This window comes from Flavobacterium anhuiense (assembly GCF_001705175.1).
GTDB lineage: Bacteria > Bacteroidota > Bacteroidia > Flavobacteriales > Flavobacteriaceae > Flavobacterium > Flavobacterium anhuiense.
Map to the genome: position 1 here is coordinate 1,337,192 of NZ_CP016907.1, position 19,069 is coordinate 1,356,260.

At 33.7% G+C, this 19,069-nt stretch carries 17 protein-coding genes; 11 read left to right on the forward strand and 6 right to left on the reverse strand.

Annotated elements, in window-relative coordinates:
• Window positions 1–123: 123 nt before the first annotated feature.
• Both BB050_RS05615 and BB050_RS05620 read right to left on the reverse strand, forming a co-directional pair.
• On the reverse strand, window positions 124–2,625 hold the full coding sequence (locus BB050_RS05615; protein WP_008466561.1) for a DUF5686 and carboxypeptidase-like regulatory domain-containing protein: 2,502 nt from the start codon (window positions 2,623–2,625) through the stop codon (window positions 124–126).
• A 69-nt stretch (window positions 2,626–2,694) separates the two neighbouring features.
• Complete coding sequence (locus BB050_RS05620) at window positions 2,695–3,672, reverse strand: pyruvate dehydrogenase complex E1 component subunit beta (RefSeq protein WP_008466560.1); 978 nt, start codon at window positions 3,670–3,672, stop codon at window positions 2,695–2,697.
• A 501-nt stretch (window positions 3,673–4,173) separates the two neighbouring features.
• Between BB050_RS05620 and BB050_RS05625 the strand changes: the two genes are divergently transcribed.
• The 4 genes from BB050_RS05625 (at window position 4,174) to BB050_RS05640 (ending at window position 7,677) form a co-directional block, all read left to right on the forward strand.
• The gene (locus BB050_RS05625) at window positions 4,174–4,920 is read left to right on the forward strand and encodes an electron transfer flavoprotein subunit beta/FixA family protein (protein ID WP_008466558.1); all 747 of its coding nucleotides are present in this window, start codon (window positions 4,174–4,176) and stop codon (window positions 4,918–4,920) included.
• A gap of 74 nt (window positions 4,921–4,994) precedes the next feature.
• On the forward strand, window positions 4,995–5,963 hold the full coding sequence (locus BB050_RS05630) for an electron transfer flavoprotein subunit alpha/FixB family protein (RefSeq protein ID WP_008466557.1): 969 nt from the start codon (window positions 4,995–4,997) through the stop codon (window positions 5,961–5,963).
• 165 nt (window positions 5,964–6,128) lie between these two features.
• Window positions 6,129–6,752, forward strand: a complete 624-nt coding sequence (locus BB050_RS05635; RefSeq protein ID WP_008466556.1) for a bifunctional nuclease family protein — start codon at window positions 6,129–6,131, stop codon at window positions 6,750–6,752.
• Window positions 6,753–6,825: 73 nt separating this feature from the next.
• Complete coding sequence (locus tag BB050_RS05640; protein WP_008466555.1) at window positions 6,826–7,677, forward strand: thymidylate synthase; 852 nt, start codon at window positions 6,826–6,828, stop codon at window positions 7,675–7,677.
• Window positions 7,678–7,715: 38 nt separating this feature from the next.
• Here BB050_RS05640 and BB050_RS05645 read toward each other — a convergent pair whose 3' ends face one another.
• Window positions 7,716–8,012, reverse strand: a complete 297-nt coding sequence (locus BB050_RS05645) for an isoamylase early set domain-containing protein (RefSeq protein WP_008466554.1) — start codon at window positions 8,010–8,012, stop codon at window positions 7,716–7,718.
• 239 nt (window positions 8,013–8,251) lie between these two features.
• Here BB050_RS05645 and BB050_RS05650 point away from each other — a divergent pair, with 239 nt between their 5' ends.
• From BB050_RS05650 to porT, 4 genes are all read left to right on the forward strand, one after another.
• On the forward strand, window positions 8,252–8,596 hold the full coding sequence (locus BB050_RS05650; protein ID WP_066032909.1) for a 2TM domain-containing protein: 345 nt from the start codon (window positions 8,252–8,254) through the stop codon (window positions 8,594–8,596).
• Between the two features lie 11 nt (window positions 8,597–8,607).
• Complete coding sequence (locus BB050_RS05655) at window positions 8,608–9,090, forward strand: dihydrofolate reductase (protein WP_066032910.1); 483 nt, start codon at window positions 8,608–8,610, stop codon at window positions 9,088–9,090.
• A gap of 579 nt (window positions 9,091–9,669) precedes the next feature.
• The gene (gene ubiE, locus BB050_RS05660; protein WP_008466549.1) at window positions 9,670–10,401 is read left to right on the forward strand and encodes a bifunctional demethylmenaquinone methyltransferase/2-methoxy-6-polyprenyl-1,4-benzoquinol methylase UbiE; all 732 of its coding nucleotides are present in this window, start codon (window positions 9,670–9,672) and stop codon (window positions 10,399–10,401) included.
• Window position 10,402: 1 nt separating this feature from the next.
• The gene (gene porT / locus BB050_RS05665; protein WP_008466547.1) at window positions 10,403–11,113 is read left to right on the forward strand and encodes a type IX secretion/gliding motility protein PorT/SprT; all 711 of its coding nucleotides are present in this window, start codon (window positions 10,403–10,405) and stop codon (window positions 11,111–11,113) included.
• Between the two features lie 9 nt (window positions 11,114–11,122).
• On the opposite strand, the gene BB050_RS05670 is transcribed toward porT, so the two are convergent.
• Window positions 11,123–11,851, reverse strand: a complete 729-nt coding sequence (locus tag BB050_RS05670; RefSeq protein WP_066032911.1) for an RNA methyltransferase — start codon at window positions 11,849–11,851, stop codon at window positions 11,123–11,125.
• Window positions 11,852–11,888: 37 nt separating this feature from the next.
• Between BB050_RS05670 and tamL the strand changes: the two genes are divergently transcribed.
• The 3 genes from tamL to accD all read left to right on the forward strand — a co-directional run bounded on the left by tamL (window position 11,889) and on the right by accD (window position 16,559).
• Window positions 11,889–14,462, forward strand: a complete 2,574-nt coding sequence (tamL, locus tag BB050_RS05675) for a translocation and assembly module lipoprotein TamL (protein ID WP_008466542.1) — start codon at window positions 11,889–11,891, stop codon at window positions 14,460–14,462.
• Between the two features lie 60 nt (window positions 14,463–14,522).
• Window positions 14,523–15,590 carry a class II fructose-bisphosphate aldolase gene (gene fbaA / locus BB050_RS05680; RefSeq protein ID WP_008466540.1) on the forward strand — a complete coding sequence of 356 codons (1,068 nt, stop codon included), beginning with the start codon at window positions 14,523–14,525 and terminating at the stop codon, window positions 15,588–15,590.
• A 111-nt stretch (window positions 15,591–15,701) separates the two neighbouring features.
• Window positions 15,702–16,559, forward strand: coding sequence for an acetyl-CoA carboxylase, carboxyltransferase subunit beta (gene accD, locus BB050_RS05685; protein ID WP_008466538.1), 858 nt, complete (start codon window positions 15,702–15,704; stop codon window positions 16,557–16,559).
• 131 nt (window positions 16,560–16,690) lie between these two features.
• On the opposite strand, the gene BB050_RS05690 is transcribed toward accD, so the two are convergent.
• Both BB050_RS05690 and BB050_RS05695 read right to left on the reverse strand, forming a co-directional pair.
• On the reverse strand, window positions 16,691–17,578 hold the full coding sequence (locus BB050_RS05690; protein ID WP_066032912.1) for a cupin-like domain-containing protein: 888 nt from the start codon (window positions 17,576–17,578) through the stop codon (window positions 16,691–16,693).
• A gap of 90 nt (window positions 17,579–17,668) precedes the next feature.
• Window positions 17,669–18,916 (reverse strand): ABC transporter permease, encoded by a 1,248-nt coding sequence (locus BB050_RS05695; protein WP_066032913.1) that lies wholly within the window; start codon window positions 18,914–18,916, stop codon window positions 17,669–17,671.
• Between the last annotated feature and the right edge of the window lie 153 nt (window positions 18,917–19,069).

A 19,069-nucleotide genomic window follows, 5' to 3' on the forward strand; every position in this document is an offset into this window, starting at 1 on the left:
AGATTAAGCGGATAAAAAATCTGCTCGATCTGCAAAATCTGCGTGAAACAAAAAAGTCGCAAAGATTTTAAACCTCTGCGACTCTGTAACTCTGTAACTTTGAACCTTTGTAACTTTTTAAAACTAGAAATAAAATCCAAATGATCCTTTAATTGCAAATTTATGTGCATCTGGCATATCTAGGTAATTTCCTCTCCAAGAGAAATCAAGACGGAAAACTTTAAAGATATTTCCAATTCCTGCATTATATTCCCAGTATACTTTTTCAGGAGCATTGTATGGCAATCCCGAAGCATTAATAGCGCGGTTGGCATCAGAAATAGTTCCATGAACCGCTCTAATTCCTATAAATTCTCTCCAGTTCAGCTTTCTCATGAATGGAATTCTAGCAAATAATCTACCTCCAAAATCATGATTCCACTGCAGGGTTGTATATTGATCGGTAACGAACTCGTAGAAATTTAAGTTACTGAATGTATTCTCAATCGTAAAATAAGTCTGGTTACCCGGAATTACACTCATTAAACCTAACGGAATTGTTCCGAATGTTTTTCCTGTTTCAACTGTAATATTTGTTCTTCCTAAAGGTCCAATAATAATGGGCTGTCTGTAGAAAACCTGAATTTTTTCGTAAGCAAAATCACTGTCAAAAACACCTTTCAATCCATAACTGAAATTGACAAAGAAATGACTGTAGGGACTATCTACTAAATCTCTTTCTACTCCATAACCAATGGTTTTTCTGTTTGGCATAAACTCAAACTGAATATTGGCTTCTGACTGTTTTACCATACTTTCCACAACACCGGCAGGATTTTCAGGAGTTGGCAAAGTAGTGTAATAATCTAAACTAAATGTTTTGGAAGCCGATTCTAATGTTCGATACGAAAGCCCTGCTGAGACAATAAAATTCTTTTTAGGCTCCATTTCTATAGAAATGTTACTTAGATTAATATTGGTCAGTTTTCCATTGCTTCCCGTCGTAAACAGAGCTGAAGAGGCGAAACTTCGTCCTAGAACGTCGTTTGTTGTGGTTAAACTCGCTCCAATCTGCTCAATGTCACGCCTATTTCCCCCAGAAATTATTAATCTATTTTTCTTGTCAAGCATCCATTTTCCAGAAACGCCGTATTTGAATTTATTATCATCAAATCCGTAAGCCGTGTAAGCTTGAATACGCCAAGGATCGTTTGGACCGAAATAGGTTCTTCCACCCACTCTTAGCCTTATACCTTCGACTTCATTATATCCAAAAGTTGAAAATATAGGTCCGTAATCGAAATTCTTAAATTCAATATAACCGCTTCCTAAAATGGAGACAAGGTTATACAATTGTTTAAATCGCTTGACAGTTTGCAATGTATCAAGCATTTTATAAATTCCCTGTTCGTCTTTATTTAGTTTTTCGAAACGATTTTCCTCCCAGAATTCTGGCGGTCGTTCGTAAACGGCATTATCAATAAAATTGACTTCTTCTTTATAGAATTTCTCTGGCTTCTGAATATTGAATTTATGATTGCGGTATAAAGTCGTTCTTTTACCGTAAACTCCTTTTGATTTTTCTTTTTTGTTTAAAGCAAAATCAGACATCATATAATCACGCGTCAAAAGGAAAACAGAATCATTTTCTACTTCAAATTCCTGTTCGATATAAATATCTTTTACCCAGTTAATATTGGCACTTTTTGTAACGCCCATATTAATTTTTTTGATGGCAAAAGTGGTATCATTTACCCAAAAATCTCCTTTAAACGTCAATTCGTTTTTACGTCTTGGGTAAAAAACAATATTGTAACACCATTTTTTATCGATATAAGCACTGTCTTTTAGAACGTAATTGTAAACATCAATTCCTGTTCTTGACAACGGACTTGTGAAACTTTTATCAAAAAACTTTAGGTGGTTGTCGTAAATATTGTAATCAGAATAAAGGTCTTTTACAAAAGATAAAATCTGCTGATTTCCGTTAAAACCAGACATTTTATTTCCCGTAAGATTTTCTTTTACTTTCTTTAATTTATTATCTCCATAAACATCATAAACCGATTCGTTGATGAAGATCGGCAAATAGGTTTTCCCTGTAACGTCAGAAGTATCAACGTGATTAAAGATAAACTCCATTCCTTTAAAAAGCTTGTTTTTCATGAATGCACTATCAATAGTGTTCATGTCAAATTCTACTTTTTCGTACTTCTGCATTTGATATTGATTAAATAGGTATAATCCGTTTTTACGTTTTCTTTCCCATATTTTTCTCAAAATATCCAAGGCTGGATTATTTTTTTTGGAAGTTTTCCCAGTGTAAATTACAACTTCATTCAATGCTTCAGCTTCGCCCAAAACAATCTTAAAATTGTAATTGACTGCTTTTTCTAAAGGAACTTCTTTATCCGAAAATCCTGCCGAAGTAACTATAAGTGCGGTATAAGTATTTGGCGATTCTAAATAAAAACGGCCGTCTTCATTAGAAACGATTCCAATATTAGAACCTTTAAAAACTACATTAGCAAAAGGTATTGGCTGGTTGGATTTGTCCAAAACAACTCCACTCACCTTAGTTTGTGCAGTAACAACATTCGCAAATGCAAATACAATATATAAGAGAAGTAGAGTTAATTTGTTCATTATAAAGTAAAAAAAAACTTCACCAATCCATTCTGCCTGATGAAGTTTTATGAGTATTTTGTATTTGTATTATTTGTATAATACTTTTTTAACCGCTTTTACTACATCACCTGCATTTGGCAACCAGTCTTTTAACAATACTGGAGAATAAGGTGCAGGAGTATCAGCAGTTGTAATACGTTGAATTGGCGCATCAAGGAAGTCAAAAGCTTGCTCTTGAACGATATAAGAAATCTCAGAAGAAAGGCTGGCAACTGGCCAAGCTTCCTCAAGAATTACTAAACGGTTTGTTTTTTTAACCGATTTTAAGATGGCGTCTTTGTCCATTGGACGAACTGTTCTTAAATCGATAATCTCACAAGAGATTCCTTCTTTTGCTAATTCATCAGCAGCGATAAAAGCTTCTTTGATGATTTTTCCAAAAGAAACAATTGTTACATCTGTTCCTTCACGTTTAACATCGGCAACACCTAGAGGAATTGTATATTCTCCGTCTGGCACTTCACCTTTGTCTCCGTACATCTGCTCAGATTCCATGAAAATAACTGGATCGTTATCACGGATAGCTGATTTTAAAAGTCCTTTTGCATCATAAGGAGTTGAAGGAACCACAACTTTAAGACCTGGAGTATTAGCAAACCAGTTTTCTAAAGCTTGAGAGTGAGTAGCTCCTAATTGACCAGCAGAAGCTGTTGGTCCGCGGAAAACGATAGGCACATTAAATTGTCCTCCTGTCATTTGACGCATTTTAGCAGCATTATTAATAATTTGATCAATACCAACTAAACAGAAGTTGAATGTCATATATTCTACAATAGGACGGTTTCCATTCATTGCAGAACCTACTGCAATTCCTGAAAATCCAAGCTCAGCAATCGGAGTATCAATTACTCTTTTTTCACCAAACTCAGCTAGCATTCCTTTAGAAGCTTTGTAAGCTCCATTGTATTCTGCAACCTCTTCTCCCATTAAATATATGGATTCATCGCGACGCATTTCTTCGCTCATTGCTTCACAAATGGCCTCTCTAAATTGTATTGTTCTCATATTTTATATTGTATGTTGAATTTTCTGAAGAGCAAAAATAAATATTTTAAATAACTTAAAAGCAAAAATTGAATTTAAAATCGCATGAACTTCTATCTGTTCTCAGGTTTTAACTTTTTAAACTTTATTGTGATAATTACGAAATCGATATAATAGCGTATTATCAACACTTAATTCTTTCTAAAATATTTTTCAGACAAACTTCTATCTATTTGTTTAATTCTTGTTTCTTCAAAATTCATTCATCCTAACGTAAAAAATCAAAAATTAGTATTTCTAAGACAAATTTAATTTGCTTTCCAGCTATCGGTTATTGCAAAATTCCTAACAATCAGACAAAATGAATATTATTTTATTTTTAGATTCCGATGAAAATCATCCAAAACTGAACAATCTGCGAAATCGTAATAGTTTTAAAAAATATTATGCATGCATAGTATAATTATTCCAAATTAAATTCTAAATTTGTAAAAGCATATTATAAATTCAAAATATATACTTATGAAAATACTAGTTTGCATCAGCCATGTGCCTGATACTACTTCAAAAATTAACTTTACCAACGGTGACTCAGAATTTGACACTAATGGTGTACAATATGTCATTAATCCTAACGACGAATTTGGTCTTACACGCGCTATATGGTTTCAAGAACAACAAGGTGCTAATGTAACGGTTGTAAATGTCGGAGGTCCTGATACTGAACCAACTTTACGTAAAGCATTGGCTATTGGAGCAAACGAAGCTATTCGCGTTAACGCAAATCCTACAGATGGTTTCTTCGTAGCAAAACAATTGGCGGAAGTAATTAAAAACGGTGGTTACGATCTTGTAATTGCTGGTAAAGAATCTTTAGATTATAACGGTGGAATGGTCCCTGGAATGATTGCCGGAATCTTAGGATACAACTTCCTAAACTCTTGTACAGCTTTAACTGTTGACGGAAACAATGTAAAAGCAGTTCGTGAAATTGATGGTGGAAAAGAAACCGTGAGCACTACTCTTCCTTTAATTATTGGAGGTCAAAAAGGTCTTGTTGAAGAGAAAGATTTACGTATCCCGAACATGAGAGGAATTATGACTGCAAGAACAAAAGCTCTTACTATTCTTGAGCCGGTTGATGCAGCTGTAAATACAAAAGCGGTGAAATTTGAAAAACCAGCTCCAAAATCAGCAGTAAAATTAGTTTCTGCAGATAATTTAGATGAATTAATCAATTTATTACACAACGAAGCGAAAGTAATCTAGTAATCAGTTTTCAGTCGCGGTTTTCAGTTTGAGAACTTGAAACCTGAAACTTTAAACTTCAAAACAAAAAAATTATGTCAATATTAATATATGCAGAATCTGCAGAAGGAAAATTTAAAAAAGTGGCTTTCGAATTAGCTTCTTATGCTAAGAAAGTAGCCGAATCATTAGGAACAACTGTTACTGCTTTAACAGTAAACATCAGCGATGTAAGCGAGTTAGGCAAATACGGAGTTGATAAAGTTTTAAAAGTAAGCAATGACAAATTAGCTGGTTTTAATGCAAAAGCTTACGCTGATGTAATTAAACAAGCTGCTGAAAAAGAAGGAACAAAAGTAGTTTTGCTTTCTTCTACAACAGATAGCATTTATCTTTCACCGCTAGTTGCTGTGGCTTTAAATGCTGGTTTTGCTTCAAATGTAGTTGGATTGCCAGTTAGCACTTCTCCATTTCAAGTAAAAAGAAATGCTTTTTCAAACAAAGCTTTCAACATTACACAAATCGATACAGATGTAAAAGTTCTTGGTTTAGCTAAAAACTCTTACGGACTTTTTGAAAGTGCAGGAGCTGCCGCTGCAGAAGATTTCAACCCAACTGTTGGAGATAATGACTTTGGAGTAAAAGTAGAATCTGTAGAAAAAGTTTCTGGAAAAGTTTCTATCGCTGATGCAGATATCGTAGTTTCTGGCGGACGCGGATTAAAAGGCCCAGAAAATTGGGGATTAGTAGAAGATCTTGCTGCTGTTCTTGGCGCTGCAACGGCTTGCTCTAAACCAGTTTCAGATTTAGGATGGAGACCTCACAGCGAGCACGTTGGACAAACAGGAAAACCAGTTGCAACAAACTTATATATTGCTATAGGTATTTCTGGAGCTATTCAGCACATTGCTGGTATTAACTCTTCTAAAGTAAAAGTAGTGATCAATAACGACCCAGAAGCTCCTTTCTTTAAAGTTGCTGACTATGGTGTTGTTGGAGATGCTTTTGAAATTGTACCACAATTAACAGAGAAATTAAAAGCTTTTAAAGCTCAGCATTCTTAATACAAAGAATTCTCTTTAAAAATATTGCTGCCTAAAAACAAGATGTTGTATCTTTGTTTATAGGCAGCTTTTTTGTTCCATATTTTTTGATTAAAATTGCAGCTTTATTTTCCAACCCAAAATAGTATTAAAATAAGGTACTAAGTGCCTTTTTTACAAATATATATGAGTCTAGTAAAATTATCCATAAAAGGAATTTCATACAGTCAAACTCAAAATGGCGCTTATGCCTTAATTTTGAATGAAGTCGACGGCGAAAGAAAATTACCTATTGTTATTGGCGCTTTTGAAGCCCAGTCAATCGCTATTGCTTTAGAGAAAGAAATAAAACCGCCACGCCCGTTAACACACGATTTATTTAAAAATTTTGCCGAAAGATTTGATATCGTGGTAAAACAAGTTATCATTCATAAATTAGTCGACGGTGTTTTTTATTCAAGTTTGATCTGCGAAAGAGATAAAATCGAAGAAATTATCGATGCACGAACTTCTGACGCTATCGCTTTGGCGCTTCGTTTCAACGCTCCTATTTTTACTTATAAAAACATTTTAGATAAAGCTGGAATTTATTTAAAATCGAATACTGCAGAAACAGATTCTGGCGCTCAAGAAATAGATGATGTTCTTTCAAACCCAGAAACTTTCGGGCATGAAGAAGAAAGCAACCAATCTGGAGACGTTTACGCAAAACATTCTTTACAAGAATTAAACGAGCTTTTAGACCAAGCCGTTTCTCAGGAAGATTACGAAAAAGCAGCAAAAATTAGAGACGAAATCTCTAGAAGATAAAAAATATGTTTAATCGTTGATTTGTTTATTCGTTATCGATTAAACAGTTAAACGAATAACCGAATAAACAATCATGAAACAATACTTAGATTTAGTAAAACACGTTTTAGAAAACGGCAATCAAAAAGGAGACCGTACCGGAACAGGAACTAAAAGCGTTTTTGGCTACCAAATGCGTTTTGATTTAAGTGAAGGTTTCCCAATGGTTACAACCAAAAAACTACATTTAAAATCCATCATTTACGAATTGCTTTGGTTTTTAAAAGGCGATACAAATATCAAATACCTTCAGGAAAACGGAGTGAAAATTTGGGATGAATGGGCAGATTCTAATGGCGATTTGGGTCCTGTATACGGACACCAGTGGCGTAACTGGAACAGCGAAGAAATTGATCAAATTTCTGAATTAATAACCGAATTAAAAACAAACCCAAACAGCCGAAGAATGTTGGTTTCTGCATGGAATCCTTCGGTTCTGCCAGACACTAAAAAATCTTTTGAAGAAAATGTAGCCAATAATAAAGCAGCATTGCCTCCTTGCCACGCATTTTTTCAATTTTACGTAGCAAGTCCAGATCCTGAAAAAGGTGAAACAAAAGGAAAACTTTCATGCCAATTGTATCAGCGAAGTGCCGATATCTTTTTAGGAGTTCCTTTTAACATTGCTTCTTATGCATTGCTGACTATGATGATTGCACAAGTATGCGACTTAGAACCAGGTGAATTTATTCACACTTTTGGTGACGCACATATTTACAATAATCATTTTGAGCAATTGGAACTGCAATTAACGCGTGAACCAAGACCATTACCAAAAATGATTTTAAATCCTGAGATTAAAAACATTTTTGATTTTGATTATAATGATTTTACACTTGTAGATTACGATCCGCATCCTGCCATTAAAGGAAGTGTTGCTGTATAAAAATAAAAAAATCCGCTTAAAAATTTAAGCGGATTTTTTTATACAACTAAAACTCCATTTTCACTCCCGGCATAGTCATTCCATTTGTAAAAATCGGCTTCAGGATCATTAACATAAGTTCCGTCGATTACATACTTAAATTCGTAAATCGCATCTTTCACCAAATCGTAAGTTGCTTTAAACGTTCCATTTTTCAACTTGCTTAAAGTTCCTTCTGAGGCATTCCAGTTATTAAAATCTCCAACCACCGCTGCCGAATCAGCATCTTTGGCATCTATTGAAAATGTAACTTTAACAACCGGCTTCGTTTTGATAAATTGTTTTTTCAAAGACATAACTATTTCGTTTTTAGATTTATACACCTAAAATTAGTTAAATTCAACGAAACACTAACTACCGTCAGAGCCGATTTATGATAATGCCAAAAACAGCATATTTTTTTCGCTTTATTGGTAATTTAAAGCAGTTAAAATTTTGTTTTTCAAATTATTGAGTCATTAAAAAGCAAATATTATATACCCAAAATATTGTCTTTCGAAAATAAATTTTAACTTTATAATCTCATTTTTATCTTATGGAAAAAGAAGTGCACGAACAATACGAATATGCTAGACGCCGATTAAGACAAAAAAAGGTCTTATATTTTCATTTTGTACTTTTCCTGTTTGGAAGCTTATTTTTATTTATTGCCAATAGATTTTTTGGTTTCGGACAAGGCACAAACCAAAATTGGTGTATCTGGGGTATTACCATCTGGCTTTTCCTTTTTATTCTTCATTTTATAAAAGTGTACATAACCGACCGTTTTATGAATAAAAAATGGGAAAGAGAACAAATCGACCGATTAGTTGCTTTACAGCAAAAAAGAATCAGTCAACTTGAATCTTCTATCAACGAAGAGAATGAAAATAAAATTTAGTTAAGCATACCATGATTATAATGATAGCGGCTGCGGCCGAAAATAATGCGCTTGGAAAAAACAATGAATTAGTATGGCATTTGCCAAATGATTTTAAAAGATTTAAATCGCTTACTACTGGCCATCATATCATTATGGGAAGAAAAACCTTTGAAAGTTTTCCGAAACCGCTACCAGACCGTGTTCATATTGTAATTTCTCGTCAAGAAAATTATAAACCAGAAGGATGCATTGTAGTTGATAGCATTGAAAAAGCGATCGCCCTGTGTCCTGAAAACGATGACAGTTATGTTATAGGCGGTGGTGAAATTTACAATCTTGCTCTTCCATTTACTGATATTATTGAATTGACCAAAGTTCATCATTCTTTTGATGCAGATGCTTTTTTTCCTAAAATCAATAAAAGCGAATGGGTTTTGGTAGAATCTGAAGAAAATTATAAAGATGAAAAACACCTTTATGATTATACTTACGAAACTTACATTAGGAAATAAATAAAAAACATCCTCTTTTTAGGGAGGATGTTTTTAAATAATTGATTTTTGAAGCTTGACTTGCTCAAGAAAAAATTTTTGTTTAAAAAAATCACAAATGTCGAGAAACATTTGTAAAACTGAATAACATTTAATGTTATTTGAGACCTAAGTCTCAAACGCCTCTAATAACAAATACCACTAAGATATTAAAGGCAGAAAATTAAAATTTCCAAAAACAAATTTAATCCTAAGAACGTACTTTGCGCTTAAATATAGTATTTCCCCCCAAGAACAATACTTACAAAACTCTTTCATGAACAAATGAATTACCAGCACAAAAAAAGTAATCATCTGTTTAAGTCATAGCGACAGTATCAATCATTAAAACTTTAATCATTTTTACTTGAACAAAGTTGCTCATAATAGCGCTATTAGACAATACCAAGATTTAGGGATTTTGGCAAAATACCAAGATTTAGGGATGGCAAAAAACCTCTATAATCAGTTTTAAAATAAATCTTCCAAAACATTTATTTTACAATTAAAAAACTCAATTACAGTTAAACTAGATTGTTTATATTTGCCTAAATAAAAAAAATGTCTGAAAAAATAACTCCGTATAAAGACTCTTCTTTAGGTAAAAAAGAGCAAGTAACCCAAATGTTTGATACCATTTCTGGGAATTACGACAATTTGAATCGTGTAATTTCTTTTGGAATCGATGTTAAATGGCGTAAAAAAGTATTAAAAATAGTATCAGACAAAAAACCAAAAGTTATTCTTGATATCGCAACTGGAACTGGCGACTTGGCCATTTTGCTTGCGCAAACTAATGCTGAAAAAATTATTGGACTAGATATTTCTGCCGGAATGCTAGAAGTAGGAAAAAAGAAAGTGGAAGAAAAGAAACTTTCAAATGTCATTGAACTAGTTTTAGGCGATTCTGAAAACATGCCGTTTGAAGACAATTATTTCGATGCGATCACAGTTGGTTTTGGCGTAAGAAATTTTGAAAACCTAGAAAAAGGTTTTGCAGAAATCTTAAGAGTTTTAAAACCAAATGGTGTATTTGTTATATTAGAAACTTCTGTCCCAGATAAATTCCCTTATAAACAAGGCTACAATTTCTACAGCAAAAACATACTTCCATTAATCGGAAAATTGTTTTCTAAAGATAATGACGCTTATGGCTATTTGTCTGAATCGGCTGCTGCTTTTCCTTATGGAGAGGCCTTAAACAATATTTTAAGAAAAACTGGGTTTATAGATGTTGTGGCAATGCCTCAAACTTTTGGTGTCGCAACAATTTATTCTGCATCTAAAAAATAGTATGAAAAAAGTTGTAATCTTATTTTTATTGGTCTTAACGACAAAAGGACATTCGCAATTTGCTAAAAATATGTTTAGCAAAGATCCTATTATTAATCTTGAAAACTGGCAAAAGCAGCGTATCTACTTTGGCTATTATTTAGGCTTTAATAGTTTTGACTTTAAATTTGATTACAAAACTCCTGTGCAGGAAGATATTCAAGTTAAAAAAACAACTGGTTTTAACGTAGGGGTTGTGGCTGATTTAAGGCTTCAGGAATATATTAATCTGCGTTTTGAACCAGGTTTGTATTATACGAAACGTGATCTTTATTTCCCAGGCATAAGCAACAAAGAAAGTGATTATTTAAGAGAAGTAAACAGCACTTATATTCACTTTCCTTTATTATTGAAATTTTCTGCTAAACGTACAGGAAACATACGTCCTTATTTAGTTGGCGGAATGTCTACAACTTTAAATTTATCGAGTAACTCCAAATCTAAAGACGACAACTTCGAGCAAAAATTTAGAGTAAAACAATGGACAGCCGCTTATGAATTAGGTTTAGGAATTGATATTTTTACAGAATACTTTATTTTCTCTCCTTCTGTTAGAGGAATGTTCGGCATAACGGATGAGCTTATTAGAGATAATACTCCAGACAGTCCATGGACAGGAAACATTGATTCGATGAAATCTAGAGCACTTTTAATAAATTTCACTTTTCATTAAAACAAAATCTCAACTATTTCGTTTAAATTCACTAAGAATAATTGCTGTTGCAGTAGCTACATTTAGACTTTCCGTTTTTTGTAGCTCTCCAAATCTAGGAATTGTGAGACGGCTGGTTATGATTTTTTCAATCTCTTCTGAAATTCCGTTGGCTTCATTACCCATAATAATGATTCCGTCCTGAGGCAGTTTTGATTGGTAAATATTTTCTCCGTCCATAAAAGTTCCAAAAACCGGCAGTTTAGTTTGAGCAAGAAAAAGTTTTAAATCAACATAGTTTACATTTACTCTGGTAATAGATCCCATTGTAGCTTGTACCACTTTCGGATTATATATATCCACTGTTTCTTTAGAACAGATAATCTGCTTAATGCCAAACCAATCGCATAGACGTAAAATAGTGCCTAGATTTCCTGGGTCTCTAATGTCGTCTAAAGCTAAAATCAAGCCTGAATCGATTATTTCTTTTTCGGCTGGAATTTTAAAAACTGCCAAACAAGAATTTGGAGTCGACAAAGCACTTATTTTTTTCAGTTCTTGTTCATTAATAAGAGTGCGTTTTGATGCATGAACCGTTTGAAAATCATTCAACGTGGTGTATAAATGTTCTAATTCAAAATTGGATTGCAGCAATTCTTGAATTACTTTTACTCCTTCAGCAAAAAATAATTGATTAGCAAAACGCTGCTTTTTTTGATGCAAGCCTGATATTAGTTTTATTTGGTTTTTACTAACCATAAAATAATGTACTTTTGAATTAAATATTAAAAAACACTTGAAAAATAATTCCACAAAAATAATAGCATTTCTTCTAATTGCAATATTAATTTGCGCTTGTAATGCCGTAAAAAGAGTTCCCGATGGAAAAAACCTTCTTGTAAAAAATAATATTCTAGTTAACGGAAAATCGACAAACGATGAGATAGCTTCAAATCAGATGTACCAAAAACCAAATGGTAAATTATTAGGCTATAAACTTCGATTAAATTTATACAATTTAGCCAATTTAAATCCAGATTCTACTTATCAGGCAAAATTTAAAAACAATCCAGGAAAATATGAGCGTATGTCTAAGATATTTTCTGCAAAACAAGTGGACCGTCTAGGGCAATCTTTCTATTATAAAGGAATTCATGAATTTCTAAAAAGCACTGGTGAACCGCCAGTAATAATTGATACTTCTAAAACTAAAAAATCATTGCTTCGATTAAAATACTATTATTTCAATAATGGTTTTTTTAATGTTCAAACCGATTATACTATTGATACGGTTGGAAAAAAGAGAGCTGCCATTAATTATAACATTACCACAGGACCGGCTTACAAGTTAGATACTATTAGAACCAAAATAATGACTCCTGCATTAGATTCATTATACAGAACTAATAACGAGCCCTCTTTATTAAAATCTGGAAATCAATACAAAACCACAGATTTTGAAGAAGAAAAAAACCGCATCACAACCTACTTTAGAAATCACGGCGCTTACTACTTTCAGCCAACCTATGTAACTTTTGATATTGATACCATTGGCAAAAAAGCAAAAGCTGATGTGACTTTAATCATAAACAATAATACCATTCAAGAAAGAGATTCAAGCCGTACAGAGCCTTTTAAATTGTATAAAATTAGCGATGTAAACATTTACACTGATTATTCTGCTGCAAATGCCAAGAAAAAACCAACAGATAGTGTAACGTACAACAACTTTAATTTATATAGCTACAAGACTTTAAAATATAAACCGCGTGCGATTACCGATGCGATTTTCATCACAAAAGGAAGTACTTTTGCTGATTTTAGAACAACTCTTTCGTCTCGATATTTGAATAACTTAAGGATTTTCAACTATCCGTCAATACAATATGAAGTGGACAAAAGAGATTCTACAGCTCAATCTCTTATTGCCAATGTTTATTTGACTCCGAGAAAAAAATACAGTTTTGGAGCCACTCTTGACTTAACGCATTCTAACATTCAGGACTTTGGAATTGGAGCCAGTGTTTCGGAAACTATTCGAAATGTATTTAACCGCGCTGAGACCCTTGAAATTTCTGCCCGTTTAAATGTGGGATCATCTAGAGATATGGCCAATCCGAACAATAATTTCTTTAATGTTTCTGAATATGGTCTGGATATGAAATTGAACTTTCCGAGAATTCTACTCCCTTTTGGAACAGAAAAAATCATTCCTAAAAGCATGATTCCCTACACCTCTATTACTTCTGGTTTTTCCAAGCAGCGAAATATTGGTTTGGACAAAGAAAACTTTACAGGAGGTATCTCGTACAACTGGACACCAAAACGTCATAATACAGCAAAATTCGAATTGTTGAATGCACAGTTTGTCCGTAATTTAAATCCAGACAATTACTTTAATGTATACACTTCTTCTTATGATGATTTAAATTATATCGGGAAAGATTACAATACCAATGTCAACAACTGGGGAGATACACCTGAGGAACAAGCTCGAAAAGATCTTACGATACCCCAAGGAACCACTGGTTTTACAAATGATGTATTGACTGGAAAAACAGCCTTGACTCCAGGCAATTCGCAATATCAGGAAGTTGAAAGCATTGAAGAAAGAAGAGTTCGTTTGACCGAAAATGATTTTATTCTGGCAACCAGTTTTTCTTTTACCAAAACAACCAAAAAAGATCTGGCCGACAATAATTTCTATCAGTTTAGAACTAAAATTGAATCGGCAGGAACTTTATTATCAGCTATTTCAGAGATTGGAAATTTACCTAAGAATTCTAAAGGAAACTACGAGATTTTTAATCTAGAATATTCAGAATATATAAAAACCGAATTTGACTATATCAAACACTGGGATTTTGGAAAAGAGAAAGTTTTGGCAGTTAGAAGTTTCTTTGGAATTGCAATTCCGTTTGGAAATTCAAACTACATTCCGTTTTCGCGAAGTTATTATGGCGGAGGTTCCAATGACAACAGAGCTTGGCAACCTTATGCTTTAGGACCTGGAAGCACCAATGCCGTAAACGACTTTAACGAGGCTAATATGAAATTTGCCGCTAGCGCAGAATTTCGTTTCAAAATTTTTGGAGATGTGAAAGGAGCTCTCTTTGCAGACGCCGGAAATATCTGGAATGTGCTCGATAATGTGATAGATCCAAAAGCAAGATTTGACAACTTAAACGATTTAGAAGAAATTGCTTTAGGAACAGGATTTGGTTTGAGATACGATTTGAGCTTTTTTGTGATACGTTTAGATTTAGGCTTTAAGACTTATAATCCGGCACATGAGAAGGGAGACCGATGGTTTAAAGAATACAATTTTGGACACTCGGTTTTAAATTTTGGTATAAATTATCCGTTCTAATGCTAATTAATTCTTATTTTTGCAACCTAAAAACTAAAAACAACTATAAAAAAAATTAAAATGGCACACAACATTAAACCAGGAGTAGCTACAGGAGATCAAGTACAAGAGATCTTTAATTATGCGAAAGAGAAGGGTTTTGCTCTTCCAGCAGTAAACGTTACTGGATCAAGCACAATTAATGGAGTTCTTGAAACTGCAGCGAAACTTAACGCGCCAGTTATCATTCAATTTTCTAACGGTGGAGCGCAATTCAACGCTGGAAAAGGATTATCAAATGCAGGTGAAAAAGCAGCAATCGCGGGAGGAATCGCAGGAGCAAAACATATTCATACTTTGGCAGAAGCTTACGGTGCAACTGTAATCTTACACACTGACCACTGTGCAAAAAAACTTTTACCTTGGATCGATGGTTTATTAGATGCTTCTGAAAAACACTTCGCAGAAACAGGAAAACCATTATTCAGTTCTCACATGATCGATTTGTCTGAGGAGCCAATCGAAGAGAACATCGAAATCTGCAAAGAATATTTAGCTAGAATGAGCAAAATGGGAATGACATTGGAAATCGAGCTTGGTATTACAGGTGGTGAAGAAGATGGCGTTGACAACTCAGACGTAGATAGCTCAAAATTATACACTCAACCAGAAGAAGTAGCTTACGCTTACGAAGAATTATCTAAAGTAAGCCCTAAATTTACAATTGCTGCTGCTTTCGGAAACGTTCACGGTGTTTACAAACCAGGAAACGTAAAATTAACTCCAAAAATCTTAAAAAATTCTCAAGATTTCGTACAAAGCAAATTCAACACTGGACACAACCCAGTTGATTTCGTTTTCCACGGAGGTTCAGGCTCTACACTTGAAGAAATTAGAGAAGCTATCGGTTACGGAGTTATCAAAATGAACATTGATACAGATTTACAATTTGCATACACTGAAGGAATCCGTGATTATATGGTAAACAATATTGAGTACTTAAAAACTCAAATTGGTAACCCAGAAGGTCCAGATGCTCCAAACAAAAAATACTACGATCCAAGAAAATGGGTTCGTGAAAGCGAAGTGACATTCAACGCGAGACTTGAACAAGCTTTTGCTGATTTAAATAACGTAAACACACTTTAAATTTTAGATTTTTGAATTTAGATTTCAGATTTCTAATGAAGCCTGAAATTTAAATTTTGAATTCAGATTGAAAAATCTAAAATTTAAAATCTACATTCTAAAATTAAAAAAATGGCTTGGTTTAAAAGACAAGAAAAAGGGATTACGACCGCTACTGAAGATAAGATGGACGTTCCGAAAGGATTGTGGTACAAATCTCCTACTGGAAAAATTATTGATGCTGACGAATTGGCGAGAAATTTGTTCGTTAGCCCTGAAGATGATTTTCATGTTCGAATTGGAAGCGCAACCTATTTTGAAATTTTATTCGACAACAACGAATTTGTTGAGTTAGATAAAAACATGACTTCTAAAGATCCTTTGCACTTTGTTGATACAAAGAAATATGCAGACAGATTGAAAGACGTAATGGAAAAAACTCATCTTAAAGACGCTGTACGTACGGGAGTTGGAAAATCTAAAGGAAGAGAACTTGTAATCTGCTGTATGGATTTTGCATTCATCGGTGGATCTATGGGAGCTGTTGTGGGTGAGAAAATCGCGAGAGGTATTGATCACGCCATTAAAAACAAACTTCCTTTTGTAATGATTTCTAAATCTGGTGGAGCTCGTATGATGGAAGCTGCTTATTCTTTAATGCAATTAGCAAAAACTTCTGTAAAATTAGCTCAATTAGCTGAAGCTAAATTACCCTACATCTCTCTTTGTACAGACCCGACAACAGGAGGAACAACTGCATCTTACGCTATGTTAGGAGACATCAACATCTCTGAGCCAGGCGCTTTGATTGGTTTTGCTGGTCCACGTGTTGTACGTGACACTACAGGAAAAGATTTGCCAGAAGGTTTCCAAACTGCTGAGTTCTTATTAGAGCACGGTTTCTTAGACTTTATCACGCCAAGAAAAGAATTGAAAGATAAGATCAACTTATATATCGATTTGATTCAAAATAATGATATTAGAAAATAGTTTTAAAACTATTTAAAATAGAAAATCCCAAGAAATTATTTCTTGGGATTTTTTTATATTAAACATGGACATATCAAACATTCAACGGAATAAATTCCGTTGCTACCAATATTTCTCCTAAGGAATTTTTCTTAGCTAGCCTTTCTCAAATCCTTCTTTAATTCTTTCTCAGCAATTTTAAAAGCCAGTTTCTCACGCCATACAGCATAACGTTCTCTAAAAACTACTTTTATACCACTATCTACTGCTCCGTGCATAAATAAACTCCAAACGCTGGCTATTTTTCGAGACCAAGATGCGTCCCACGCTCGAAGCGTAAGAGAAAAAGAACCATCTATATAACGCATCCAATGCCACATTCCCGTTGGCATGAATAAAGTATCGCCATGTTCCAAGAAAACTTCATATCCTTCTACTCCTTTTAGAGCTGGGAATTTTTCAAAATCAGGATTAGCAACATCATAGTCTTCTAAAGCATAAGTAGTATTAGGAATGCAATAGAGTCTTTTTTTCCATTTATAATCAAACAATATGATGTGCTTTCTCCCTCCAAAATGGGTATGAAAAAGATGAGGCAAATCTATATCGTAATGCAAAAATGTAACGGCTTTAGAACCTCCAAAAAACATGGCTGGCATACTTTCTATAAAGCCTCCCATTAATTCTTTTGGGACTTTTACATCATTAACCAATTCTGGTCTATGCTTGAAAAGATTGAAGAAAAAGATACGCAATTGTGTAGGCTCTCTTTTTATGAGATCCAAGTAATCGCCAAATTTCATAGTGGCAATAGAAGCATTAATTACTTTTGAAGGATCTGCTTTAGAATTATCGACTAATTTTACCTCAATATCACCAGCAATCTCCTTAAAATATTCTGTCGACCATTTCTCCTTTGCAGGCCAATCATTTGTGAGTCCTTTTATAATCAAGGGCTTTTTTTTATCCAAATAATTCTTCTTGAAATCTTCTCTAGAAATAGACTCAACAGTATCGACAGATCTAAGATTAAAGCTCATTGTGTTAAGGATTTAGTTCTTGGTTCTATCAAAAATATCTAATTATTTCGAGCCATCAAAATTTACAGTAAAATAATACAAAAGCAACATTTACATTCCAGTTCGAATAGCTTCAACAGGATCTAAATTTGCCGCCGAAACTGCTGGAAGGATACCAGAAATTAGTCCAATAAAGGCTGCCAAACTTGTTCCTAAAATAATATTTCCAAGACTTAAAACAAATTCAAAATCTAGCATTTTTGTCAAAACAAGTGCAATTCCCCAAACCATCAGAAGCCCAATGATTCCACCAATAACTGACAGAATGATAGCTTCAAACAAAAATTGGAATAAGATAAATTTATTTTTTGCTCCTAATGATTTTTGAATTCCGATAAGATTTGTTCTTTCTTTAACCGAAACAAACATAATATTGGCAATTCCGAAACCTCCAACCAGAAGAGAAAATCCGCTGATGATCCAGCCGACAAAATTCATCTGACCTAAAATTCCATCAATAAAATCGGTAAATCCAGAAAGGACATTGATAAAGAAATTATCCATTTCTCCCGCTTTCATTCCGCGAATTGCTCGTAGTTTTTGCGCAATTTCTGCTTTATAAGCATCCATATCGACACCTTTCACTGGTTTCAACACAATAACTGGAGTCATAGAATCGCTATCTCCATACATTCTTCTTAAAAAATTAGCAGGAAGATAAACCGAAGTATCATTGCTGTCTCCAAAAAAACCGGCTCCTTGTTTGGCAATTACACCAATTACGGTGAAACGTTGCCCATATAGACGAATATTTTTCCCGATTGGATCGCTTGATCCAAAAAGTCCTTCAGCGATATCATATCCAAGAACAATAACAGGAGTTCCAGAATTCGATTCAGATTCATTATAAAATCTTCCTTTATCAAAACTCAACCCATCAATATCAACCATTTCGCTTGACGACGGAATAATATTTACATCGCTGACTGTTTTAGAATCGTATTTTAAACTTTCCCTGTTTACAAAAAGCTGGTATCCGACTTGATCAGTATTATTCATTGAGTTTTTTAGGCCAATGTACTCGTCATATTTTACATTTGGAAACTGCTCTCTCTTCCATTGCGGAATTTCAGATGGCCCAAAGCAATATTTCATTAAATAAATTGTATTTTTATCTAAGCTGCTCAAATCTTTAGAGATTTTTTTATCTAAAGAGTCAACGGCAGCCAAAACAGCGATAATCGAAAAAATACCAATCGTAACACCTAAAAGCGACAACAGAGTGCGTAATTTATTATTTCGCAAAGCATTGATGGCAAAGCTCAGACTTTCTTTTAATAATCTTAGATAAACGATCATATTTTTGTATTTTTCAATAAAGTAAAATTCAATAATTTAAATTCAAAAACCTAATAAAAGTTAACTTACTCATCAGTAGATTTTTTTAGCATTTTGTTACACTAATTTTTTTTAATATAATATATAAAAAAACTACTTTTGCAGTCTCAAAAT